The organism is Streptococcus sp. HMSC063B03 (assembly GCF_001836965.1).
Lineage (GTDB): Bacteria > Bacillota > Bacilli > Lactobacillales > Streptococcaceae > Streptococcus > Streptococcus pneumoniae_F.
The window spans coordinates 47,756-65,337 of sequence record NZ_KV831050.1; the positions used below are offsets into that span (position 1 = coordinate 47,756).

The following is a 17,582-nucleotide window of genomic DNA, read 5'->3' on the forward strand; positions in this document are numbered from 1 at the left end:
TACAGTTAAGACTGGCGAAGGGAAATGTGAAATGGTTTTTTTCGTATGTCGAAAAGAACTGTCTAATCTTGTAAGCTAAACTCTAATTCTTGATTGTAATTGGAGTTTTTTTGTTTATCAAAAGAGGATAGGCTGGACGTTAAGTCTTTCGGTAGCTCACCTTGAATGCCCCACTTTTCTTTAAAAAAAGGAGTTTTTTTATGTTGAAAAAATGGCAGTTAAAAGATGTTATTTTACTTGCTTTCTTGTCTATCTTTTTTGGTGGCGTTTTTGTAGGATCCGGCTATCTGTTTGATATCCTCACTCTGATTTTAGCCCCTCTTGGCTTGCAGGCCTTTGCCAATGAAATCCTCTTTGGTCTCTGGTGTATGGCTGCGCCCATTGCTGCCATCTTTGTTCCAAGAGTCGGAAGTGCAACGATTGGTGAAGTGCTAGCTGCGCTTGCTGAAGTCCTTTATGGTAGCCAATTCGGTCTAGGTGCCCTTTTGTCTGGCTTGGTTCAAGGTTTGGGAAGTGAACTTGGTTTTATCGTAACCAAGAATCGCTATGAAAGTTGGCTCTCTCTAACTGCTAATAGTATTGGGATTACGCTTGTTAGCTTTGTCTATGAATACATTAAGTTAGGTTACTACGCCTTTTCACTTCCTTTTGTTCTTTCCTTGCTTGTAGTACGTTTTATTTCCGTCTTTTTCTTCTGTACTATCTTGGTTCGTGCCATTGTCAAACTTTATCATCAGTTTGCAGCTGGAGGGAAGGCATAGATGGGGCTGGAATTACGAGAGATTCAGTCCCCAATCTTCTCTGAGCCGCTTGATTTTACTTTTCATGAGCAAGCTTTTACCTTGTTAGTTGGGAGCAGTGGTTCAGGAAAATCGAGTCTTTTTCAAATGATTGCCCAAGTCAGTTCTCTTCCCTATAGCGGTCAAGTCCTGATAAATGGGAGCGAGATCAGTCAGCTTTCTATCATCGAGCGTGTCCAGACGGTTGGTATTCTCTTTCAAAATCCCAATCATCAATTTACCATGGAGAACTTGTTTGAGGAGCTGATTTTTACCTTGGAAAATATTGGGCATCCCGTTCAGGAAATTGATTCTAAAATAGTAGAGGTGGTCCAGCAATGTCGCTGCAAGGCGATTTTGCACCGTCCAATTCATCACTTATCAGGTGGAGAAAAGCAAAAGGCTGCCTTGGCAGTTCTCTTTGCTATGAATCCTAGGGTCTATCTCTTGGATGAGCCCTTCGCTTCCATTGACCGCAAGAGCAGAATCGAGATATTGGAGATTCTAAAAGAGTTAGCCTCTAATGGGAAGACAGTTATTTTGTGCGACCATGATTTATCTGATTATGAAGCCTATATCGACTATATGGTGGAGCTAAGAGATGGACAACTAAGGGAAGTGTTTCAAATCCCTACCTCTGAGATGGCACAGGTTGCTTCAAAGGAAGTTGCTTCTAGCTCAGAACTATTCCATATGGACCGTGTGACTTGTGAGCTGGATCATCGTTCCCTTTTTTCAATTGCGGATTTTACATTTTACCAAGGAATTTCCTGTATCTTGGGTGATAATGGTGTCGGGAAATCCACCCTCTTTCGGTCTATTCTTCAATTTCAAAAGTATAAGGGGCGCATTACCTGGAAGGGGACAGTCCTGAAAAAGAAAAAGAGTTTGTACCGTGACCTAACGGGTGTTGTTCAGGAAGCTGAGAAGCAGTTTATCCGAGTCAGTCTGCAAGAAGAGTTGCAATTAGATGGACCTGATTCTGAAAGAAATCAACGAATTTTCCAAGCTTTACGATATTTTGATCTGGAGCAGGCACTCGATAAGAGTCCTTATCAATTAAGTGGTGGTCAGCAAAAGATTCTTCAGCTATTGACCATCTTGACCAGCAAGGCTTCTGTGATTTTACTAGATGAACCTTTTGCAGGTTTGGATGATAGAGCTTGCCATTATTTTTGTCAGTGGATTGTGGAGGATAGAAATCAAGGAAGAAGTTTTCTGCTCATTAGCCATCGTTTAGATCCCTTGATCTCTGTGGTTGATTATTGGATTGAGATTACTAGTCAGGGGCTCAGTCATGTGAAAGAAGTGACAATTACCAAACCACTCACATCTCAGAGTAGCAATGCTCAAAGGGAGGTGAGATAGTATGGTCAAAGTAGCAACCCAGACACCGATTATCAGTCTCTTCTTGCTGATTTTATCCTTGGAAACATCTTTCATTCCTTCGATTGCTCTGAATCTTTCGGTAGTCGCATTTTGTATTCTCTTTATGCTCTATTACCGGCGATTTAAAGTATTGGCTTGGATGATTCTGCTCGCCATTTTGCCATCTTTGGCTAACTACTGGGCAGTTCAGTTACATGGAGATGCTTCGCAGGCAGTCATGCTTGGAACGAGGGCCTTTGTGACAGTTTGTATAGGCCTTGTCTTTGTTTCCTCTATTTCTCTAAAAGAGCTTCTCTTGTACTTGGCTCAAAAGGGGTTATCACGCTCTTGGGCCTATGCCTTGATTGTGGTATTCAATTCCTTCCCCCTCATTCAGCAAGAAATCAAGTCTCTCAAGGAAGCTTGCCTATTACGCGGTCAAGAACTGCATGTTTGGTCTCCCTTGATTTACAGCAAGGTTCTGATGACAGTCTTTAGGTGGCGCCATCTTTACCTGAGAGCCCTGTCGGCGCATGGATATGACGAACATGCACAGGTGGAGAATAGCTATCGGACTTTTTATATTCCTCAAAGGACAATATTCATCTACCTGCTTTTCTTTTTATTGCTTCAAACCAGTCTATTTTTATAAAGGAGTTATTATGGAATTTACAGATATTGCTATGGAATTATCCAAGGAAGCTTGGCAGGCATCCTTTCATCATCCCTTTGTTTTACAGTTGCAAGAGGGGAATTTAGAACCTGCAATTTTCCGCTATTACTTAATTCAGGATGCCTACTATCTGAAGGCTTTTTCAGAAGCCTATCACCTCTTGGCTGAAAAGACTTCCAACCAAGAGATGAAGAGACTCTTGAAACAAAATGCTCAGAGTCTAGTGGAGGGTGAGTTATTTATCCGCCAACAATTTTTCAAGGAATTGGAAATCAGCGATCAGGAAATGGAGCAACATCCAATCGCTCCAACCTGCTATCATTATATCTCTCACATTTATCGGCAATTTGCAGAGCCAAACTTGGGCATTGCCTTTGCAAGTTTGCTGCCTTGTCCTTGGCTATATCATGATATAGGCAAATCACTTAATCTTAAACCATCACCAAATCCTCTCTACCAACAATGGATTGAAACTTATATTACGGATGAGTTGGAGCAGCAGATCAGAGAGGAAGAAGTTTTGGTCAATCAGCTCTATCGAGAAAGTGACGAGACAGACAAGAAAAAAATGCTAGATGTCTTCCACATCAGTGTTCATATGGAAGCTAAGTTTTGGGAAATGGCCTACCAACACCAGACATGGAAGAGCGATTTACAGTCTTTAGAAACAGGAGAAGAATAGAAATATGAGAAACCACCAATTACAGGTTCACAAATTAACCATTTTATCCATGATGATTGCCCTTGATGTAGTTCTTACGCCTATCTTTCGGATTGAGGGAATGGCACCTATGTCCAGTGTAGTCAATATTCTAGCAGGAATCATGATGGGACCTGTTTATGCCTTGGTTATGGCTACAGTGACAGCCTTTATCCGTATGACGACTCAAGGGATTCCGCCTTTAGCTCTCACAGGAGCGACTTTTGGAGCCCTTCTAGCAGGTCTCTTTTATAAGTATGGTCGAAAATTTCACTTTTCTGCCTTAGGAGAAATTGTGGGAACAGGTATTATTGGTTCAATTGTTTCCTATCCTGTTATGGTGCTTTTTACAGGATCAGCGGCTAAGCTTAGCTGGTTTATCTACACTCCTCGATTTTTCGGAGCAACCTTGATTGGTACAGCAATTTCCTTTATTGCCTTTCGATTTTTAATTAAGCAGGAATTCTTTAAAAAAGTGCAGGGATATTTCTTTGATGAAAGGATAAACTGATGCAGGAATTGACAAATCCTTTTCCTCTGGGAACGACTTCCCTCATTCACTGTATTACCAATGAGATTTCTTGTGAGATGCTAGCAAATGGGATTTTGGCTCTGGGATGCAAACCTGTCATGGCAGATGACCCTCGTGAGGTTCTTGATTTTACTAAGCAAAGCCAGGCACTCTTCATCAATTTGGGGCATTTGTCTGCTGAGAAGGAAAAAGCAATCCGTATGGCAGCTTCTTATGCAGATCAAGTTTGTCTCCCAATGGTAGTAGATGCGGTTGGCGTAACGGCTTCATCCATTCGTAAGAGCTTAGTTGAAGACCTTTTAGACTATAGACCTACGGTCCTTAAAGGAAACATGTCAGAAATCCGAAGTCTTGTTGGCTTAAAACACCACGGAGTTGGGGTCGATGCGAGTGCTAAAGATCAAGAAACTGATGATTTGCTTCAAGTCTTGAGAGACTGGTGTCAGACCTATCCTGGTATGTCATTCTTAGTTACTGGCCCCAAGGACCTCATCGTTTCAGAAAATCAAGTTGCTATATTGGGAAATGGCTGTGCAGAATTAGACTGGATAACAGGGACAGGAGACTTGGTTGGAGCCTTGACAGCTGTTTTTCTCAGCCAAGGAAAGACTGGCTTTGAAGCTTCCTGCTTAGCGGTCTCTTATCTCAATATCTCTGCTGAGAGAATAGTTGTTCAAGGAATGGGATTGGAAGAATTTCGTTATCAAGTACTCAATCAGCTTTCGTTCCTCAGAAGAGATGAAAATTGGCTAGATGCCATCAAAGGAGATGTTTATGAATAGAAAGGCGCTTAGACTGTATCTGGTAACCAATCGCTACCAAGATTCCGTGGAAAGCTTTCTTGAAAAGGTTGAGACGGCTTGCCGTTCAGGGGTTACTATAGTCCAATTGCGAGAAAAAAATCTTACAACCAATCAATATTATCAACTGGCAAAACAAGTCAAGGAAATAACAGATGCCTATCAGGTACCCCTGATCATCGATGATCGTTTGGATGTCTGTCTCGCGGTTGATGCTGCTGGTCTGCATATTGGCGACGATGAACTACCAGTTTCGGTTGCCCGCAAAGTCCTAGGTCCTGAAAAAATCCTCGGTGTCACAGCTAAAACAGTAAAAAGAGCCCTCGAAGCAGAAGAAGGGGGAGCAGATTACTTGGGGACAGGGGCCATTTTTCCAACTACCACTAAGGAAAATGCGCCTATCACCCTGATTTCAACCTTGAAAATAATTTGCCAAAGAGTCGCTATTCCAGTAGTTGCTATTGGCGGCTTGACATCAGAGAATATTGACCAACTTATCGGCACGGGTATAGCTGGTGTAGCTGTCGTGCGTGATTTGATGCAGGCAGAAGATATAGAGGCAAAAACACAAGCTTTTTTGACAAAGTTGGATGACATTATTTTCTAATTAATACTCAATGAAAATCAAAGAGCAAACTAGGAAGCTAGTCGCAGGTTGCTCAAAGAACAGCTTTGAGGTTGCAGATAAAGCTTACGTGGTTTGAAAAGATTTTCGAAGAGTATAAAAACTCTCTAATTCCCTTAAAGTGGGAACTAGAGAGTTTTTTTAATCTTTAAAGCTTGTATGGTTGACTGGGCCAGAACCATGACCGAGTTGAGGGGCGTCTTGGATGGCTTTCGTGATAAAGGCTTTGGCCTTATCAACTGCTTGATAGAGGCTTTTTCCCTTGGCTAGTTCAGCAGTAATCACTGCAGCAAAGGTACATCCAGTACCATGTGTATGACAGGTTTGAATTCGTGGACTTTCCCAGACAAATTGGTCATCCTTGGTAAAGAGGAAATCCTTGGCACCGCCTTCGAGATGGCCACCTTTGATTACCACAGACTGAGGACCAAATTCTTTTAAAATCAGGCGACCGGCACGTTGCATGTCTTCAGGATCATGGATTGAAAAACCAACAATCTCTTCTGCCTCAGGAAGATTCGGTGTGATAATGGTTGCAAGGGGAAGTAGGTTTGTTTTTAGGTAGGTTCTGGCACTGGTATCAATCAGGGTGTCTCCGCTCGTAGCGACCATAACAGGGTCAAGGACGTAGGGACAGTCCAGCTTTTTAAGATAGGGTTGGATGATCTCCATGATTTCAGTAGTTGCCAACATCCCAGTTTTTACAGCCTGAGGTGGGATATCAGAAAAGACACTCTCCAATTGGGCTTTCAACATTTGAGGAGAAACGTGCTCGATTAATTGAACACCTCTGGTATTTTGAGCGACAAGACTGGTCACAACGGCCATTCCATAGACATCTCTAGCTTGGAACGACTTTAAATCAGCCATAATGCCAGCACCACCACTAGGGTCAGTCCCTGCAATGGTCAAAGCAACGGGTAAATAAGTCATCTAAAACCTCCCAACCAACTGAAGTTTGTATTCTTAAGAACAAGCTAGTCTGTTTCAGGAAGGCAATAGAAGACTGCTAGTCCCCATTATCATTTCCACTTCCATCAGCTAGCATTACCTAGATTGAGTCAAAGGGTCTAACAGTTGTTAATCTCAGCTTTACGCACCCCTAGTGGTTGTTTTCTTTTTTCTTTAGTATAGCATATTTTTATAGTTTATATAGTAAGATTTGACTGAAAATCTCTCGTTACATGATTAGAATTCTATTTTTCGAAAAAATAATAAAAATTATAATTGACAAATGTAGATTTTCGGAGTATACTAATAATTGTAATTGACAAATGTAGATTTTGGAGGTGTGATTATGCAGATTTCAGATGCAGAATGGCAGGTCATGAAGATTATTTGGATGCAAGGAGAGCAGACCAGTACGGATTTGATCAGGGTTCTGGCGGAGCGGTTCGACTGGTCCAAGTCAACCATTCAAACTCTTTTGGCTCGTTTGGTTGAGAAAGAGTGTTTGACTCGGAAAAAAGAAGGCAAGTCTTTTGTTTATTCAGCCCTTTTAACTTTGGACCAAAGTCGGGATTTACTTGTCCAAGATATCAAAGACAAGGTTTGTTCCCGTAGGATTAAGAACTTGTTGGCTGATTTGATTGCTGAATGTGATTTTACTCAGGCTGACTTGGAAGACTTGGAAGCTGTGATTTCTGAGAAGAAATCAAGCGCTGTAACAAAAGTAAAATGTAATTGTATGTAAAGGAGACGTCATGTTAAATAGTATTGTAACCATTATTTGTATTGCCCTTATCGCATTTATCTTGTTTTGGTTTTTCAAAAAGCCTGAAAAATCTGGACAAAAGGCCCAGCAAAAAAAGGGCTACCAAGAGATTCGAGTGGAGGTCATGGGGGGCTATACGCCTGAGTTGATTATCCTCAAGAAATCAGTGCCAGCCCGCATTGTCTTTGACCGCAAGGACCCTTCACCCTGTCTGGACCAAATTGTTTTTCCAGATTTTGGTGTACATGCGGACCTGCCAATGGGGGAAGAGTATGTAGTGGAAATCACGCCTGAGCAGGCTGGAGAGTTTGGCTTTGCTTGTGGTATGAACATGATGCATGGCAAGATGATTGTAGAGTAGGAGAACATTATGACAGAAATTGTGAAAGCTAGCCTAGAAAATGGCATTCAAAAAATCCATATTACAGCTGAAAAAGGCTATCATCCAGCCCATATTCAGCTTCAAAAAGGGATTCCAGCTGAAATTACCTTTCATCGTTCCACGCCTTCAAACTGTTATAAGGAAATTCTGTTTGAAGAAGAAGGCATCTTGGAACCAATCGGCGTGGATGAGGAGAAAGTCATTCGTTTTACACCTCAAGAATTAGGGCAACATGAATTTTCTTGTGGCATGAAGATGCAAAAAGGAAGCTATACAGTCGTTGAGAAGATTCGAAAATCTCTATCACTTTTACAGCGTTTTTGGATTACTAGTATCTTTACTGTGCCTCTTGTGATTCTCATGATTGGGATGTCGATAGGAGGAATTAGTCACCAAGTCATGCGTTGGGGCACCTTTTTAGCCACAACGCCGATTATGCTAGTAGCAGGCGGACCTTATATCCAGAGCGCTTGGGCCAGTTTTAAAAAGCACAATGCCAACATGGATACCTTGGTTGCGCTTGGAACTCTAGTGGCCTATTTCTATAGCCTAGTTGCCCTCTTCGCTGGTCTCCCCGTTTACTTTGAAAGTGCTGCATTTATCTTCTTCTTCGTTCTTATGGGAGCCGTTTTTGAGGAGAAAATGAGAAAAAATACTTCCCAAGCTGTGGAGAAATTACTGGATTTGCAGGCAAAAACAGCAGAAGTCTTGCGTGAGGAACGCTATGTTCAAGTTCCCTTGGACCAAGTCAAGGTAGGCGACCTGATTCGAGTGCGTCCCGGTGAAAAGATTGCTGTTGATGGTGTCGTAGTAGAAGGTGTCTCTAGTATTGACGAATCCATGGTGACAGGTGAGAGTCTGCCTGTGGATAAGACAGTTGGAGATACTGTGATTGGCTCAACCATCAATAATAGTGGAACGCTTGTTTTTAGGGCAGAAAAAGTTGGTTCAGAGACTGTTTTGGCTCAGATTGTGGATTTTGTGAAGAAAGCTCAAACCAGTCGTGCACCGATTCAGGACTTGACGGATAAGATTTCAGGGATTTTTGTCCCAGCAGTTGTCATTTTAGGAATCGTGACCTTTTGGGTTTGGTTCGTCTTGCTCAGGGATAGTGTAGTCGTGCTTGGAGCGAGTTTTGTCTCTTCACTTCTCTATGGGGTGGCTGTTTTGATTATCGCCTGTCCTTGTGCATTGGGTCTTGCAACACCGACAGCTCTTATGGTTGGGACTGGTCGCAGTGCCAAGATGGGAGTTCTCCTTAAAAATGGAACGGTTCTACAGGAAATCCAGAAAGTCCAAACTATTGTCTTTGATAAAACAGGAACTTTGACGGAAGGGAAACCAGTGGTCACTGATGTCATTGGCGACGAGGCAGAGGTGCTTGGATTGGCAGCTTCATTGGAAGAAGCTTCTCAACACCCACTGGCTGAGGCCATTGTCAAGCGAGCGACTGAAACTGGACTTGAGCTTGACACTGTTGAAAATTTCCAAGCTCTACACGGAAAAGGTGTTTCAGGGCAAATCAATGGAAGACAAGTTTTACTTGGAAATGCTAAAATGCTGGATGGTATGGATATTTCTAGCGCTTATCAAGAAAAACTAGAAGAACTAGAAAAAGAAGCTAAGACAGTTGTGTTCTTGGCTGTTGAGAATGAAATCAAAGGCTTGCTTGCTCTGCAAGATATTCCTAAGGAAAATGCTAAGCTTGCCATCAGTCAGTTGAAAAAACGAGGTCTTAAAACAGTCATGCTGACAGGAGACAATGCAGGTGTGGCGCGTGCTATTGCAGATCAAATCGGAATCGAAGAGGTCATTGCAGGTGTCTTGCCAGAAGAAAAAGCTCATGAAATCCATAAACTACAAGCGGCTGGCAAAGTAGCCTTTGTTGGGGACGGTATCAATGACGCTCCTGCCCTTAGTGTAGCAGATGTGGGGATTGCTATGGGAGCTGGAACGGATATCGCTATCGAGTCAGCAGATTTAGTGTTGACAACCAATAACCTCCTAGGCGTGGTTCGTGCCTTTGACATGAGTAAGAAAACCTTTAATCGAATTCTGCTCAATCTTTTCTGGGCCTTTATCTACAATGTCGCCGGAATTCCGATTGCAGCAGGAGTCTTTTCAGGTGTTGGACTGGCCCTCAATCCAGAACTGGCAGGTCTAGCTATGGCCTTTAGTTCTGTATCTGTTCTGACTAGTTCACTCTTACTAAACTTTAGTAAAATAGACTAAAAGCGGGCTTGCTCGCTTTTTTATTATAAAACAGAAACTAAAAACGTTTTCAAACTGTACTGTAATAGAGAATAAAAACTTCTGAGCAGATTCTTAGTAAAGTCAAAATAAATGTGATAAATTAGTATTGTAAAAATTTACTGAAACGTTTTCAAAAACTATATGAAACCTTTTTTAGTAGATTTAAAAATATTTGAAGGAGAGTTATCATTATGACTCAAGGGAAAATTACTGCATCTGCAGCAATGCTTAATGTATTGAAAACATGGGGCGTAGACACAATCTACGGTATCCCATCAGGAACACTCAGCTCATTGATGGATGCTTTGGCTGAAGACAAAGACATCCGCTTCTTGCAAGTTCGCCACGAAGAAACAGGTGCTCTTGCAGCGGTTATGCAAGCTAAATTCGGTGGCTCAATCGGGGTTGCAGTTGGTTCAGGTGGTCCAGGTGCGACTCACTTGATTAACGGTGTTTACGATGCAGCTATGGATAACACTCCATTCCTAGCAATCCTTGGATCACGTCCAGTTAACGAACTTAACATGGATGCTTTCCAAGAATTGAACCAAAACCCAATGTACAACGGTATCGCTGTATACAACAAACGTGTAGCTTACGCTGAGCAATTGCCAAAAGTTATTGACGAAGCTTGCCGTGCTGCAGTTTCTAAAAAAGGTCCAGCTGTTGTTGAAATCCCAGTAAACTTCGGTTTCCAAGAAATCGACGAAAACTCATACTATGGATCAGGTTCATACGAGCGTTCATTCATCGCTCCTGCTTTGAACGAAGTTGAAATCGACAAAGCTGTTGAAATCTTGAACAATGCTGAACGTCCAGTTATCTATGCTGGTTACGGTGGTGTGAAAGCTGGTGAAGTGATTACTGAATTGTCACGTAAAATCAAAGCACCAATCATCACAACTGGTAAAAACTTTGAAGCTTTCGAATGGAACTATGAAGGTTTGACAGGTTCTGCTTACCGTGTTGGTTGGAAACCAGCCAACGAAGTGGTCTTTGAAGCAGACACAGTTCTTTTCCTTGGTTCAAACTTCCCATTTGCTGAAGTTTATGAAGCATTCAAGAACACTGAAAAATTCATCCAAGTTGATATTGACCCTTACAAACTTGGTAAACGTCACGCCCTAGACGCTTCAATCCTTGGTGACGCAGGTCAAGCAGCGAAAGCAATCCTTGACAAAGTGAATCCAGTTGAATCTACTCCATGGTGGCGTGCAAACGTTAAGAACAACCAAAACTGGCGTGATTACATGAACAAACTCGAAGGTAAAACTGAGGGTGAATTGCAATTGTATCAAGTTTACAATGCAATCAACAAACATGCTGATCAAGACGCTATCTACTCAATCGACGTAGGTGACACTACTCAAACATCTACTCGTCACCTTCACATGACACCTAAGAACATGTGGCGTACATCTCCACTCTTTGCGACAATGGGTATTGCCCTTCCTGGTGGTATCGCTGCTAAGAAAGACAATCCAGATCGCCAAGTATGGAATATCATGGGTGACGGTGCATTCAACATGTGCTACCCAGACGTTATCACAAACGTTCAATACGACCTTCCAGTTATCAACGTTGTCTTCTCAAATGGTAAATATGCCTTCATCAAGGACAAATACGAAGACACAAACAAACACTTGTTTGGTTGTGACTTCCCTAATGCTGACTATGCGAAAATCGCTGAAGCTCAAGGAGCTGTTGGATTTACAGTTGACCGTATCGAAGACATCGATGCAGTTGTTGCAGAAGCTGTTAAATTGAGCAAAGAAGGTAAAACTGTTGTTATCGATGCTCGCATCACTGAACACCGTCCACTTCCAGTAGAAGTACTTGAATTGGATCCAAAACTTCACTCAGAAGAAGCAATCAAAGCCTTCAAGGAAAAATACGAAGCAGAAGAACTCGTACCATTCCGCCTCTTCTTGGAAGAAGAAGGGTTGCAATCACGCGCAATTAAATAATTCCTTCGTGGAACTTAAAAAGATCGGAGCAATCCGGTCTTTTTCTGGAGGATAGTAAATGAATTTAAATCAATTAGATATTATCGTTTCCGATGTTCCCCAAGTCTGTGTTGACTTGGAGCGTATTTTGGGTAAAAAATCCGATTATGTTGATGACAGTTTTGCTCAATTTACGATTGGCAGTCACTGTCTGATGTTGTCCCAAAATCATTTGATTCCTTTGGAAGATTTTCAGTCAGGAATCATTCTTCATATCGAGGTTGAGGATCTAAATCAGAATTACCAACGTTTAAAAGAGATCGGTGTCGAGATTTTACACGGTATTTGTGAAACGGATTGGGGAACAGAGTCCTTATTAGTTAAAGGCCCTGCTGGTCTAGTGATTGATTTTTATCGTATGAAATAGGACATAGTAGAGTTTGATCGCCAACAAAAGTTATAGCATAAGAAGGGTTTTATTCACTATTTTTATAAAATCTTCTCCCTACTTTATATAATAGGAAAAAGAGTTCAATAAGACTTAGCTTTTTGCTATAATGAGGGGAGAAAAATCAGACAGGAGATCGACATGTCAGAACCATTATTTTTACAATCAGTTATGCAAGAAAAAATCTGGGGTGGAACCAAGCTACGTGATGAGTTTGGCTATGACATCCCAAGTGAAAAAATCGGAGAATACTGGGCCATCTCAGCTCATCCAAATGGAGTTTCAAAGGTAGCCAATGGTTGCTACGAGGGAACAGACCTAGCTACTTTGTATGCAGAGCACCGTGAATTGTTTGGCAATCGTCCAGAACCTGTATTTCCACTGTTGACCAAGATTCTGGATGCTAACGACTGGCTCAGTGTCCAAGTTCATCCAGACGATGCTTATGGACTCGAGCATGAAGGCGAACTTGGAAAAACAGAATGCTGGTACATCATCGCTGCGGATGAAGGTTCAGAGATTATCTATGGTCACAATGCCGAGTCAAAAGAAGAACTCCGCCAGCAAATCGAGGATAAGAATTGGGATGACTTGTTGACAAAAGTACCAGTTAAAGCTGGAGATTTCTTCTATGTACCGAGTGGCACCATGCATGCTATCGGTGCAGGCATCTTGATTCTTGAAACCCAACAGTCTAGCGATACCACCTATCGCGTCTATGACTTTGACCGCAAGGACGACAAGGGCAACTTGCGAGAACTTCACCTTGAAAAATCCATTGATGTTTTGAACATTGGTGAGCCAGCAAATAGCCGTCCTGTAACTGTTAAATCAGATGATTTGCGTTCCACTCTCCTTGTATCCAATGATTTCTTTGCTGTCTACAAGTGGGAAATCACAGGAAAAGTTGATTTTGAAAAGACAGCTGACTACAGCTTGTTTAGTGTCTTAGCTGGTCAAGGTCAACTGACTGTTGACGGAAAAAACTATCCAATCCAAAAAGGCAGCCACTTTATCCTACCAAGTGATGTTGAAGCTTGGACTCTGGAAGGGCAAGGTTTGGAATTAATTGTTAGCCATCCATAAAAAAGAAAGGGCCTGAGTTCATTACTCAAGTCCTTTTTAATTACATAAATTGGGCGATAAAGACCACGATGATGATGATTGGAATGATGAAACGAAGAAGGAAGAGCCAGACTTGGAAAAGTCCCTGTTTCCACACTGTTTCATCGAGATGGAGTTCCTCCATTGCAAGTGTCTTCTTAAAGATGTAGCCAGTAAAGAGTGAAAGGCAGAGAGCTCCAAATGGCATAAGAAGATTAGAAACCAAGAAATCCATAGCATCAAAGAAGGTCTTCCCAAAAATGTGAACATCCACCATGACACCATAAGACAGGGCTGAAGGAATTCCAAAGACAAAGGTCAAGATTCCTAAAATAGCACTCCATTTAGCACGCTTACTGTTGTCCTGATTAGTGATATTACCCACATTGATTTCCAGCATAACGACGGAAGAAGTGACTGTCGCAAAGAGGAAGAGTAAGAGGAAGAGAATGTAGAAAATGGTTCCAAAAGGCATCTTGTCAAAGAGCTGAGGCAAGACGATAAAGAGTAAGCTCGGCCCCCCTTCAGACTGGATATTGAAGGCTGACATGGCTGGGAAAATGGCGAGACCTGCCATGATGGATACCGAGATATTCATGGCTACAATGGAAATCCCTGATTGGACCAGATTGGTTTTCTTATCCAAATAAGAAGCATAGGTCAGCATGGCTGTAACCCCTAGTGAGAGGGCAAAGAAAGATTGTCCCAGAGCATAGAGGAGACCAGCACTTGTTAGCTTAGAGAAGTCTGGTTTTAGGAAGTAAAGAACCCCTTCCATGGCATTTGGCAAACTGAGAGAGCGCCCAATGATGACAACAAAGATGATAAAGAGCAGGGGCATCATGACCTTAGAAGCTCTTTCAATCCCTTTCTGAACCCCATGTGATACAATAAAGATATTCAATAGGATAAAGGCTGCTTGAGCTCCTAGGGCAATGGCTGGATTTGAAATGATTGAAGTAAATAACTGAGCGTAATCTCCCGTTCCACCAAGTTGGAATAATTTTCCAAACTCAATACCCAGATAAACTAGAATCCATCCTCCAATAACACTGTAGAAAGATAATAGGATAAAGAGGGCAAAGGCACCGATCCAACCGATGAAGTTGTACTTACCATTCTTGCCCAGTTTTCCAAAGGTTTTAATCCCAGAGACACCAGCGCTTCGGCCGAGGGCAAATTCAGCTAGCAAAAGAGGGAAACCGATTAGAATAGTGGAGATGAGAAAGACTAATAAAAAGCCCCCTCCACCGTTAGCAGCAGTCATATAGGGGAATTTCCAAACGGCACCAAGTCCGATGGCTGAACCAGCAGATGCTAGGATGAAGCCTAGTTTAGAACCCCATTGAGATTTTTCAGACATAGTTAAACTCCTAAAATTAGTGTTACAAAAGAAAAAGCTACTGCCCTTGGCAAATAGCCTCATCAGTACTCAAAATGAGCGTTTCTTTTGATTGATAGACTTGACTATCCTATCATGTTTTCTAAGGTCTGTCAAGAAAACCATTTTCATGTTATGATAAAGTAAAAAATTTCGCAAAAACACTTGACTCTGACCTAGGGGGAGGGGTTATACTATCAATGTAATACTCTTCGAAAATCAAATTCAAACCACGTCAACGTCACCTTACCGTACTCAAGTACAGCCTGCGGCTAGCTTCCTAGTTTGCTCTTTGATTTTCATTGAGTATAAGAAGGAAATCATGTACCATATAAAAGAAGCTGCGCAGCTTTCAGGTGTCTCTGTAAAGACCCTGCACCACTACGATAAGATAGGACTCTTAGTTCCTTTAAAGTCGGAAAACGGCTATCGAACCTACAGTCAGGAGGATTTGGAACGCCTTCAGGTCATTCTTTACTACAAATATCTAGGCTTTTCTTTAGAAAAAATAGCAGAGCTATTAAAGGAAGATAGGACAGATTTATTACCCCATTTGACCAGGCAGTTGGACTATTTGACTCGAGAAAGGGAACATCTGGATACCTTGATTTCAACCTTGCAGAAAACCATTCAAGAACAAAAAGGAGAAAGAGAAATGAGCATTCAAGAGAAATTTGCTGGATTTAACTACCAAGACCATCAAAAATACCACCAAGAGGCGGTAGAGAAATATGGACAAGAAGTCATGGACCAAGCGCTCGAGCGCCAAAAAGGTCACGAAAACGAAGCTACGGCTGCCTTCAACCAAGTTTTTCGAGCCTTGTCACAAAATCTTCAAGCTGGTCTACCTGTAACAGCAACCGAAAATCAAGAAGAAGCTGCTAAACTCTTGCAAGCCATCCGTACTTATGGATTTGATTGTACTATTGAAGTATTCGGTCATATCGGTAAAGGCTACGTCTATAACCCAGAGTTTAAGGAAAACATTGACAAATTTGGACCTGGAACAGCCCAGTACACATCAGATGTGATTACCCACTATGTCCAAACTCAGACAAAATAAAATCGGAGGAGTATTCTTCCGATTTTTTCTAAATTCAAGTATTACTTGCTTAATAATTTTTCTACTACATTTAGTTTTCGCATGGTCAAATCTACATTAAAAAGCTTTTCAAGATAGTTAGTATTGAGCTTTTTTTGTTTTGCAGTTCTAGGGAGATAGAGGTAAAGACAATGGTTACCGATACAAATTTCTTCTTCACCGTAATCAATTTTCAATTTTTCTAAAGGGAGACTTTGAATAGATTCTTGATAAAAAATCACGTGTATACGGTCATAAAGATAGTGTTTTCCAAACGGGTTTTCTTGGACAATTTTTTTAAAATCACTTTTGTTCTTGATAACCATTTTTAAGTCAGCACCAATATTTTCCTTTATTAGAGTATGAACCTGTTCTCGTATTTCTTCGAGAGCTAAGTCACTTTCAAGAATGATATTTCCACTTTGAATATAGGTTCGAACTTGTTGAAAACCAGCTTCTGTCAAGATATCTACTAGATAAGACATTTTAGGGATAGCATTTTTTCCATTAGGAGTGACTCCCCTTAACAAGATAATATGTTCCAAAGGACTTCCTTTCTTTTGGGGCTGATTTAGCCATTAAATAATTCAGATTTAGATTGGGTTTGATCCCGCCACCCAACCAGTACAGAGGGCAGAAGTGATGTTAAAGCCACCCGTGTGGGCATTGATATCCAGTACCTCGCCAGCAAAGTGGAGTCCAGGTACCAGCTTACTTTCTAGAGTTTTGGGATTGATTTCCTTGAGACTGACGCCCCCTTTGGTAACAAAGGACTTGGCAAGGGACATTTTTCCGGTCACAGGGATTTTGAGGGCCTTAATAGACTGGAGAAGTTGTTCTCGTTCCTTTTCAGTCAGTTGTTTGACTTTGTCAGGATAGCCTTGCACAAGAAATTCTGCCAAGCGTTCTGGAAGCAAAGTTTTTAAAGCGTTTTTCAAGGATTTTTCCCGGTTTTCTTCTAGAAATGTAGCCAAGTCCTTCTCAGAAAGTTGAGACAAAACATCCAGTGAAAGAACCTCCCCACCCTTGACAAAACTAGACATACGCAGGGCAGCAGGGCCTGACAAACCAAAGTGGGTAAAAAGCAGATCGTGAGTGATGATATGTTTGCCATAACTTAGGATCACATCATCCAATGAAATTCCTTGCAAGGCCTTGTGTGGAAAATCTGTCAACAAGGGACTTTCAGCTGCCTCAAGCTCGGTAATGGTATGCTTAAAATGACGGGCAATCTCGTGACCAAAACCAGTTGAACCAGTTGAAGGATAGGATTTCCCACCAGTTGTGACAATGAGTTTATCACAAGTGAAGGTTTGGTCAGCTGATTTAAGGATAAACTGGTCGTCTATCTTTTTAACCGAAACAATTTCTGTTTGAGTAGCAACTTGACCACCGAGATCAGTGATTTTCTTTTCCAAGGCTTCGATAATGGTCCGAGATTTGTCACTGGCAGGAAAGACGCGGCCGTGGTCTTCGACCTTAAGTTTAACACCATTTTCTGTAAAAAAGTTAATGATATCATGGTTATCAAACTGGGAGAAGACACTGTAGAGAAAGCGCCCATTTCCAGGGATTCCAGCTAGTAGGTCATCTAGAGTTCCATTGTTGGTGACATTGCAACGTCCCCCACCAGTACCAGCTAATTTTTTTCCAAGTTTCCGATTTTTTTCGATGAGGAGGGTTTTCTGACCATAAAAGCTACTGGAAATCGTAGCCATCATGCCAGCAGGACCTCCACCGATGACGATAGTATCAAAATGTTTCATAGCTCTATTGTACCACAAAAAAACAAGAGA

At 41.7% G+C, this 17,582-nt stretch carries 18 protein-coding genes and 1 riboswitch; of the genes, 14 read left to right on the plus strand and 4 right to left on the minus strand.

Annotation, left to right across the window (positions count from 1 at the left end; genetic code table 11):
- The first annotated feature begins 200 nt into the window (after positions 1–200).
- Genes HMPREF2628_RS06515 through thiE form a run of 7 tightly spaced genes read left to right on the plus strand, consistent with a single transcriptional unit; the run spans position 201 to position 5,459 of the window.
- Positions 201–761, plus strand: a complete 561-nt coding sequence (locus HMPREF2628_RS06515) for an ECF transporter S component (protein WP_000915275.1) — start codon at positions 201–203, stop codon at positions 759–761.
- On the plus strand, positions 762–2,147 hold the full coding sequence (locus HMPREF2628_RS06520; protein ID WP_070842688.1) for an ATP-binding cassette domain-containing protein: 1,386 nt from the start codon (positions 762–764) through the stop codon (positions 2,145–2,147).
- Position 2,148: 1 nt separating this feature from the next.
- The gene (locus HMPREF2628_RS06525) at positions 2,149–2,799 is read left to right on the plus strand and encodes an energy-coupling factor transporter transmembrane component T (RefSeq protein ID WP_070842689.1); all 651 of its coding nucleotides are present in this window, start codon (positions 2,149–2,151) and stop codon (positions 2,797–2,799) included.
- 10 nt (positions 2,800–2,809) lie between these two features.
- Positions 2,810–3,502: a thiaminase II gene (gene tenA, locus HMPREF2628_RS06530; RefSeq protein ID WP_070842690.1), complete on the plus strand. Its 693-nt coding sequence runs from the start codon at positions 2,810–2,812 to the stop codon at positions 3,500–3,502.
- A 4-nt stretch (positions 3,503–3,506) separates the two neighbouring features.
- Positions 3,507–4,031: an energy coupling factor transporter S component ThiW gene (thiW, locus tag HMPREF2628_RS06535; RefSeq protein WP_070842691.1), complete on the plus strand. Its 525-nt coding sequence runs from the start codon at positions 3,507–3,509 to the stop codon at positions 4,029–4,031.
- Entirely contained in the window at positions 4,031–4,834 is an 804-nt protein-coding gene (locus tag HMPREF2628_RS06540) for a hydroxyethylthiazole kinase (RefSeq protein WP_070842692.1), read from the plus strand. The genes thiW and HMPREF2628_RS06540 overlap by 1 nt, the downstream gene beginning before the upstream one ends.
- The gene (gene thiE / locus HMPREF2628_RS06545) at positions 4,827–5,459 is read left to right on the plus strand and encodes a thiamine phosphate synthase (RefSeq protein WP_070842693.1); all 633 of its coding nucleotides are present in this window, start codon (positions 4,827–4,829) and stop codon (positions 5,457–5,459) included. Before HMPREF2628_RS06540 ends, thiE begins: the two co-directional genes overlap by 8 nt.
- Positions 5,460–5,618: 159 nt before the next feature.
- Here thiE and thiD read toward each other — a convergent pair whose 3' ends face one another.
- Positions 5,619–6,410, minus strand: a complete 792-nt coding sequence (gene thiD, locus HMPREF2628_RS06550) for a bifunctional hydroxymethylpyrimidine kinase/phosphomethylpyrimidine kinase (RefSeq protein ID WP_070482846.1) — start codon at positions 6,408–6,410, stop codon at positions 5,619–5,621.
- An 83-nt stretch (positions 6,411–6,493) separates the two neighbouring features.
- Positions 6,494–6,591, minus strand: a riboswitch (TPP riboswitch).
- A 183-nt stretch (positions 6,592–6,774) separates the two neighbouring features.
- On the opposite strand from thiD, the gene HMPREF2628_RS06555 reads away from it, so the two are divergent.
- The 6 genes from HMPREF2628_RS06555 (at position 6,775) to manA (ending at position 13,306) form a co-directional block, all read left to right on the plus strand.
- Complete coding sequence (locus tag HMPREF2628_RS06555) at positions 6,775–7,170, plus strand: CopY/TcrY family copper transport repressor (protein WP_070842694.1); 396 nt, start codon at positions 6,775–6,777, stop codon at positions 7,168–7,170.
- 10 nt (positions 7,171–7,180) lie between these two features.
- Positions 7,181–7,552: a cupredoxin domain-containing protein gene (locus tag HMPREF2628_RS06560; protein ID WP_049511580.1), complete on the plus strand. Its 372-nt coding sequence runs from the start codon at positions 7,181–7,183 to the stop codon at positions 7,550–7,552.
- 9 nt (positions 7,553–7,561) lie between these two features.
- Positions 7,562–9,805, plus strand: a complete 2,244-nt coding sequence (locus HMPREF2628_RS06565; RefSeq protein ID WP_070842695.1) for a heavy metal translocating P-type ATPase — start codon at positions 7,562–7,564, stop codon at positions 9,803–9,805.
- 212 nt (positions 9,806–10,017) lie between these two features.
- Positions 10,018–11,793: a pyruvate oxidase gene (spxB, locus tag HMPREF2628_RS06570; protein WP_000191811.1), complete on the plus strand. Its 1,776-nt coding sequence runs from the start codon at positions 10,018–10,020 to the stop codon at positions 11,791–11,793.
- 58 nt (positions 11,794–11,851) lie between these two features.
- Complete coding sequence (locus HMPREF2628_RS06575) at positions 11,852–12,199, plus strand: VOC family protein (RefSeq protein ID WP_070842696.1); 348 nt, start codon at positions 11,852–11,854, stop codon at positions 12,197–12,199.
- 162 nt (positions 12,200–12,361) lie between these two features.
- A complete protein-coding gene (gene manA / locus HMPREF2628_RS06580) occupies positions 12,362–13,306 on the plus strand; it encodes a mannose-6-phosphate isomerase, class I (protein WP_070842697.1) in 945 nt (314 codons plus the stop codon).
- Between the two features lie 40 nt (positions 13,307–13,346).
- On the opposite strand, the gene HMPREF2628_RS06585 is transcribed toward manA, so the two are convergent.
- Positions 13,347–14,687, minus strand: a complete 1,341-nt coding sequence (locus tag HMPREF2628_RS06585) for a sodium-dependent transporter (protein WP_070842698.1) — start codon at positions 14,685–14,687, stop codon at positions 13,347–13,349.
- Between the two features lie 340 nt (positions 14,688–15,027).
- Here HMPREF2628_RS06585 and HMPREF2628_RS06590 point away from each other — a divergent pair, with 340 nt between their 5' ends.
- Positions 15,028–15,768, plus strand: a complete 741-nt coding sequence (locus HMPREF2628_RS06590; protein ID WP_070842699.1) for a MerR family transcriptional regulator — start codon at positions 15,028–15,030, stop codon at positions 15,766–15,768.
- A gap of 41 nt (positions 15,769–15,809) precedes the next feature.
- Here the strand turns inward: HMPREF2628_RS06590 and HMPREF2628_RS06595 are convergent, their stop codons facing one another.
- Positions 15,810–16,331 carry a DUF1697 domain-containing protein gene (locus tag HMPREF2628_RS06595; RefSeq protein ID WP_070842700.1) on the minus strand — a complete coding sequence of 174 codons (522 nt, stop codon included), beginning with the start codon at positions 16,329–16,331 and terminating at the stop codon, positions 15,810–15,812.
- A 48-nt stretch (positions 16,332–16,379) separates the two neighbouring features.
- Complete coding sequence (locus HMPREF2628_RS06600; RefSeq protein WP_070842701.1) at positions 16,380–17,552, minus strand: aminoacetone oxidase; 1,173 nt, start codon at positions 17,550–17,552, stop codon at positions 16,380–16,382.
- Positions 17,553–17,582 lie beyond the last annotated feature (30 nt).

Coding starts and splice junctions, on each gene's coding strand:
- HMPREF2628_RS06515 (WP_000915275.1), top strand. CDS start 201: ATGTTGAAAAAATGGCAGTTAAAAGATGTTATTTTACTTGCTTTCTTG.
- HMPREF2628_RS06520 (WP_070842688.1), top strand. CDS start 762: ATGGGGCTGGAATTACGAGAGATTCAGTCCCCAATCTTCTCTGAGCCG.
- HMPREF2628_RS06525 (WP_070842689.1), top strand. CDS start 2,149: ATGGTCAAAGTAGCAACCCAGACACCGATTATCAGTCTCTTCTTGCTG.
- tenA (WP_070842690.1), top strand. CDS start 2,810: ATGGAATTTACAGATATTGCTATGGAATTATCCAAGGAAGCTTGGCAG.
- thiW (WP_070842691.1), top strand. CDS start 3,507: ATGAGAAACCACCAATTACAGGTTCACAAATTAACCATTTTATCCATG.
- HMPREF2628_RS06540 (WP_070842692.1), top strand. CDS start 4,031: ATGCAGGAATTGACAAATCCTTTTCCTCTGGGAACGACTTCCCTCATT.
- thiE (WP_070842693.1), top strand. CDS start 4,827: ATGAATAGAAAGGCGCTTAGACTGTATCTGGTAACCAATCGCTACCAA.
- thiD (WP_070482846.1), bottom strand. CDS start 6,410: ATGACTTATTTACCCGTTGCTTTGACCATTGCAGGGACTGACCCTAGT.
- HMPREF2628_RS06555 (WP_070842694.1), top strand. CDS start 6,775: ATGCAGATTTCAGATGCAGAATGGCAGGTCATGAAGATTATTTGGATG.
- HMPREF2628_RS06560 (WP_049511580.1), top strand. CDS start 7,181: ATGTTAAATAGTATTGTAACCATTATTTGTATTGCCCTTATCGCATTT.
- HMPREF2628_RS06565 (WP_070842695.1), top strand. CDS start 7,562: ATGACAGAAATTGTGAAAGCTAGCCTAGAAAATGGCATTCAAAAAATC.
- spxB (WP_000191811.1), top strand. CDS start 10,018: ATGACTCAAGGGAAAATTACTGCATCTGCAGCAATGCTTAATGTATTG.
- HMPREF2628_RS06575 (WP_070842696.1), top strand. CDS start 11,852: ATGAATTTAAATCAATTAGATATTATCGTTTCCGATGTTCCCCAAGTC.
- manA (WP_070842697.1), top strand. CDS start 12,362: ATGTCAGAACCATTATTTTTACAATCAGTTATGCAAGAAAAAATCTGG.
- HMPREF2628_RS06585 (WP_070842698.1), bottom strand. CDS start 14,687: ATGTCTGAAAAATCTCAATGGGGTTCTAAACTAGGCTTCATCCTAGCA.
- HMPREF2628_RS06590 (WP_070842699.1), top strand. CDS start 15,028: ATGTACCATATAAAAGAAGCTGCGCAGCTTTCAGGTGTCTCTGTAAAG.
- HMPREF2628_RS06600 (WP_070842701.1), bottom strand. CDS start 17,552: ATGAAACATTTTGATACTATCGTCATCGGTGGAGGTCCTGCTGGCATG.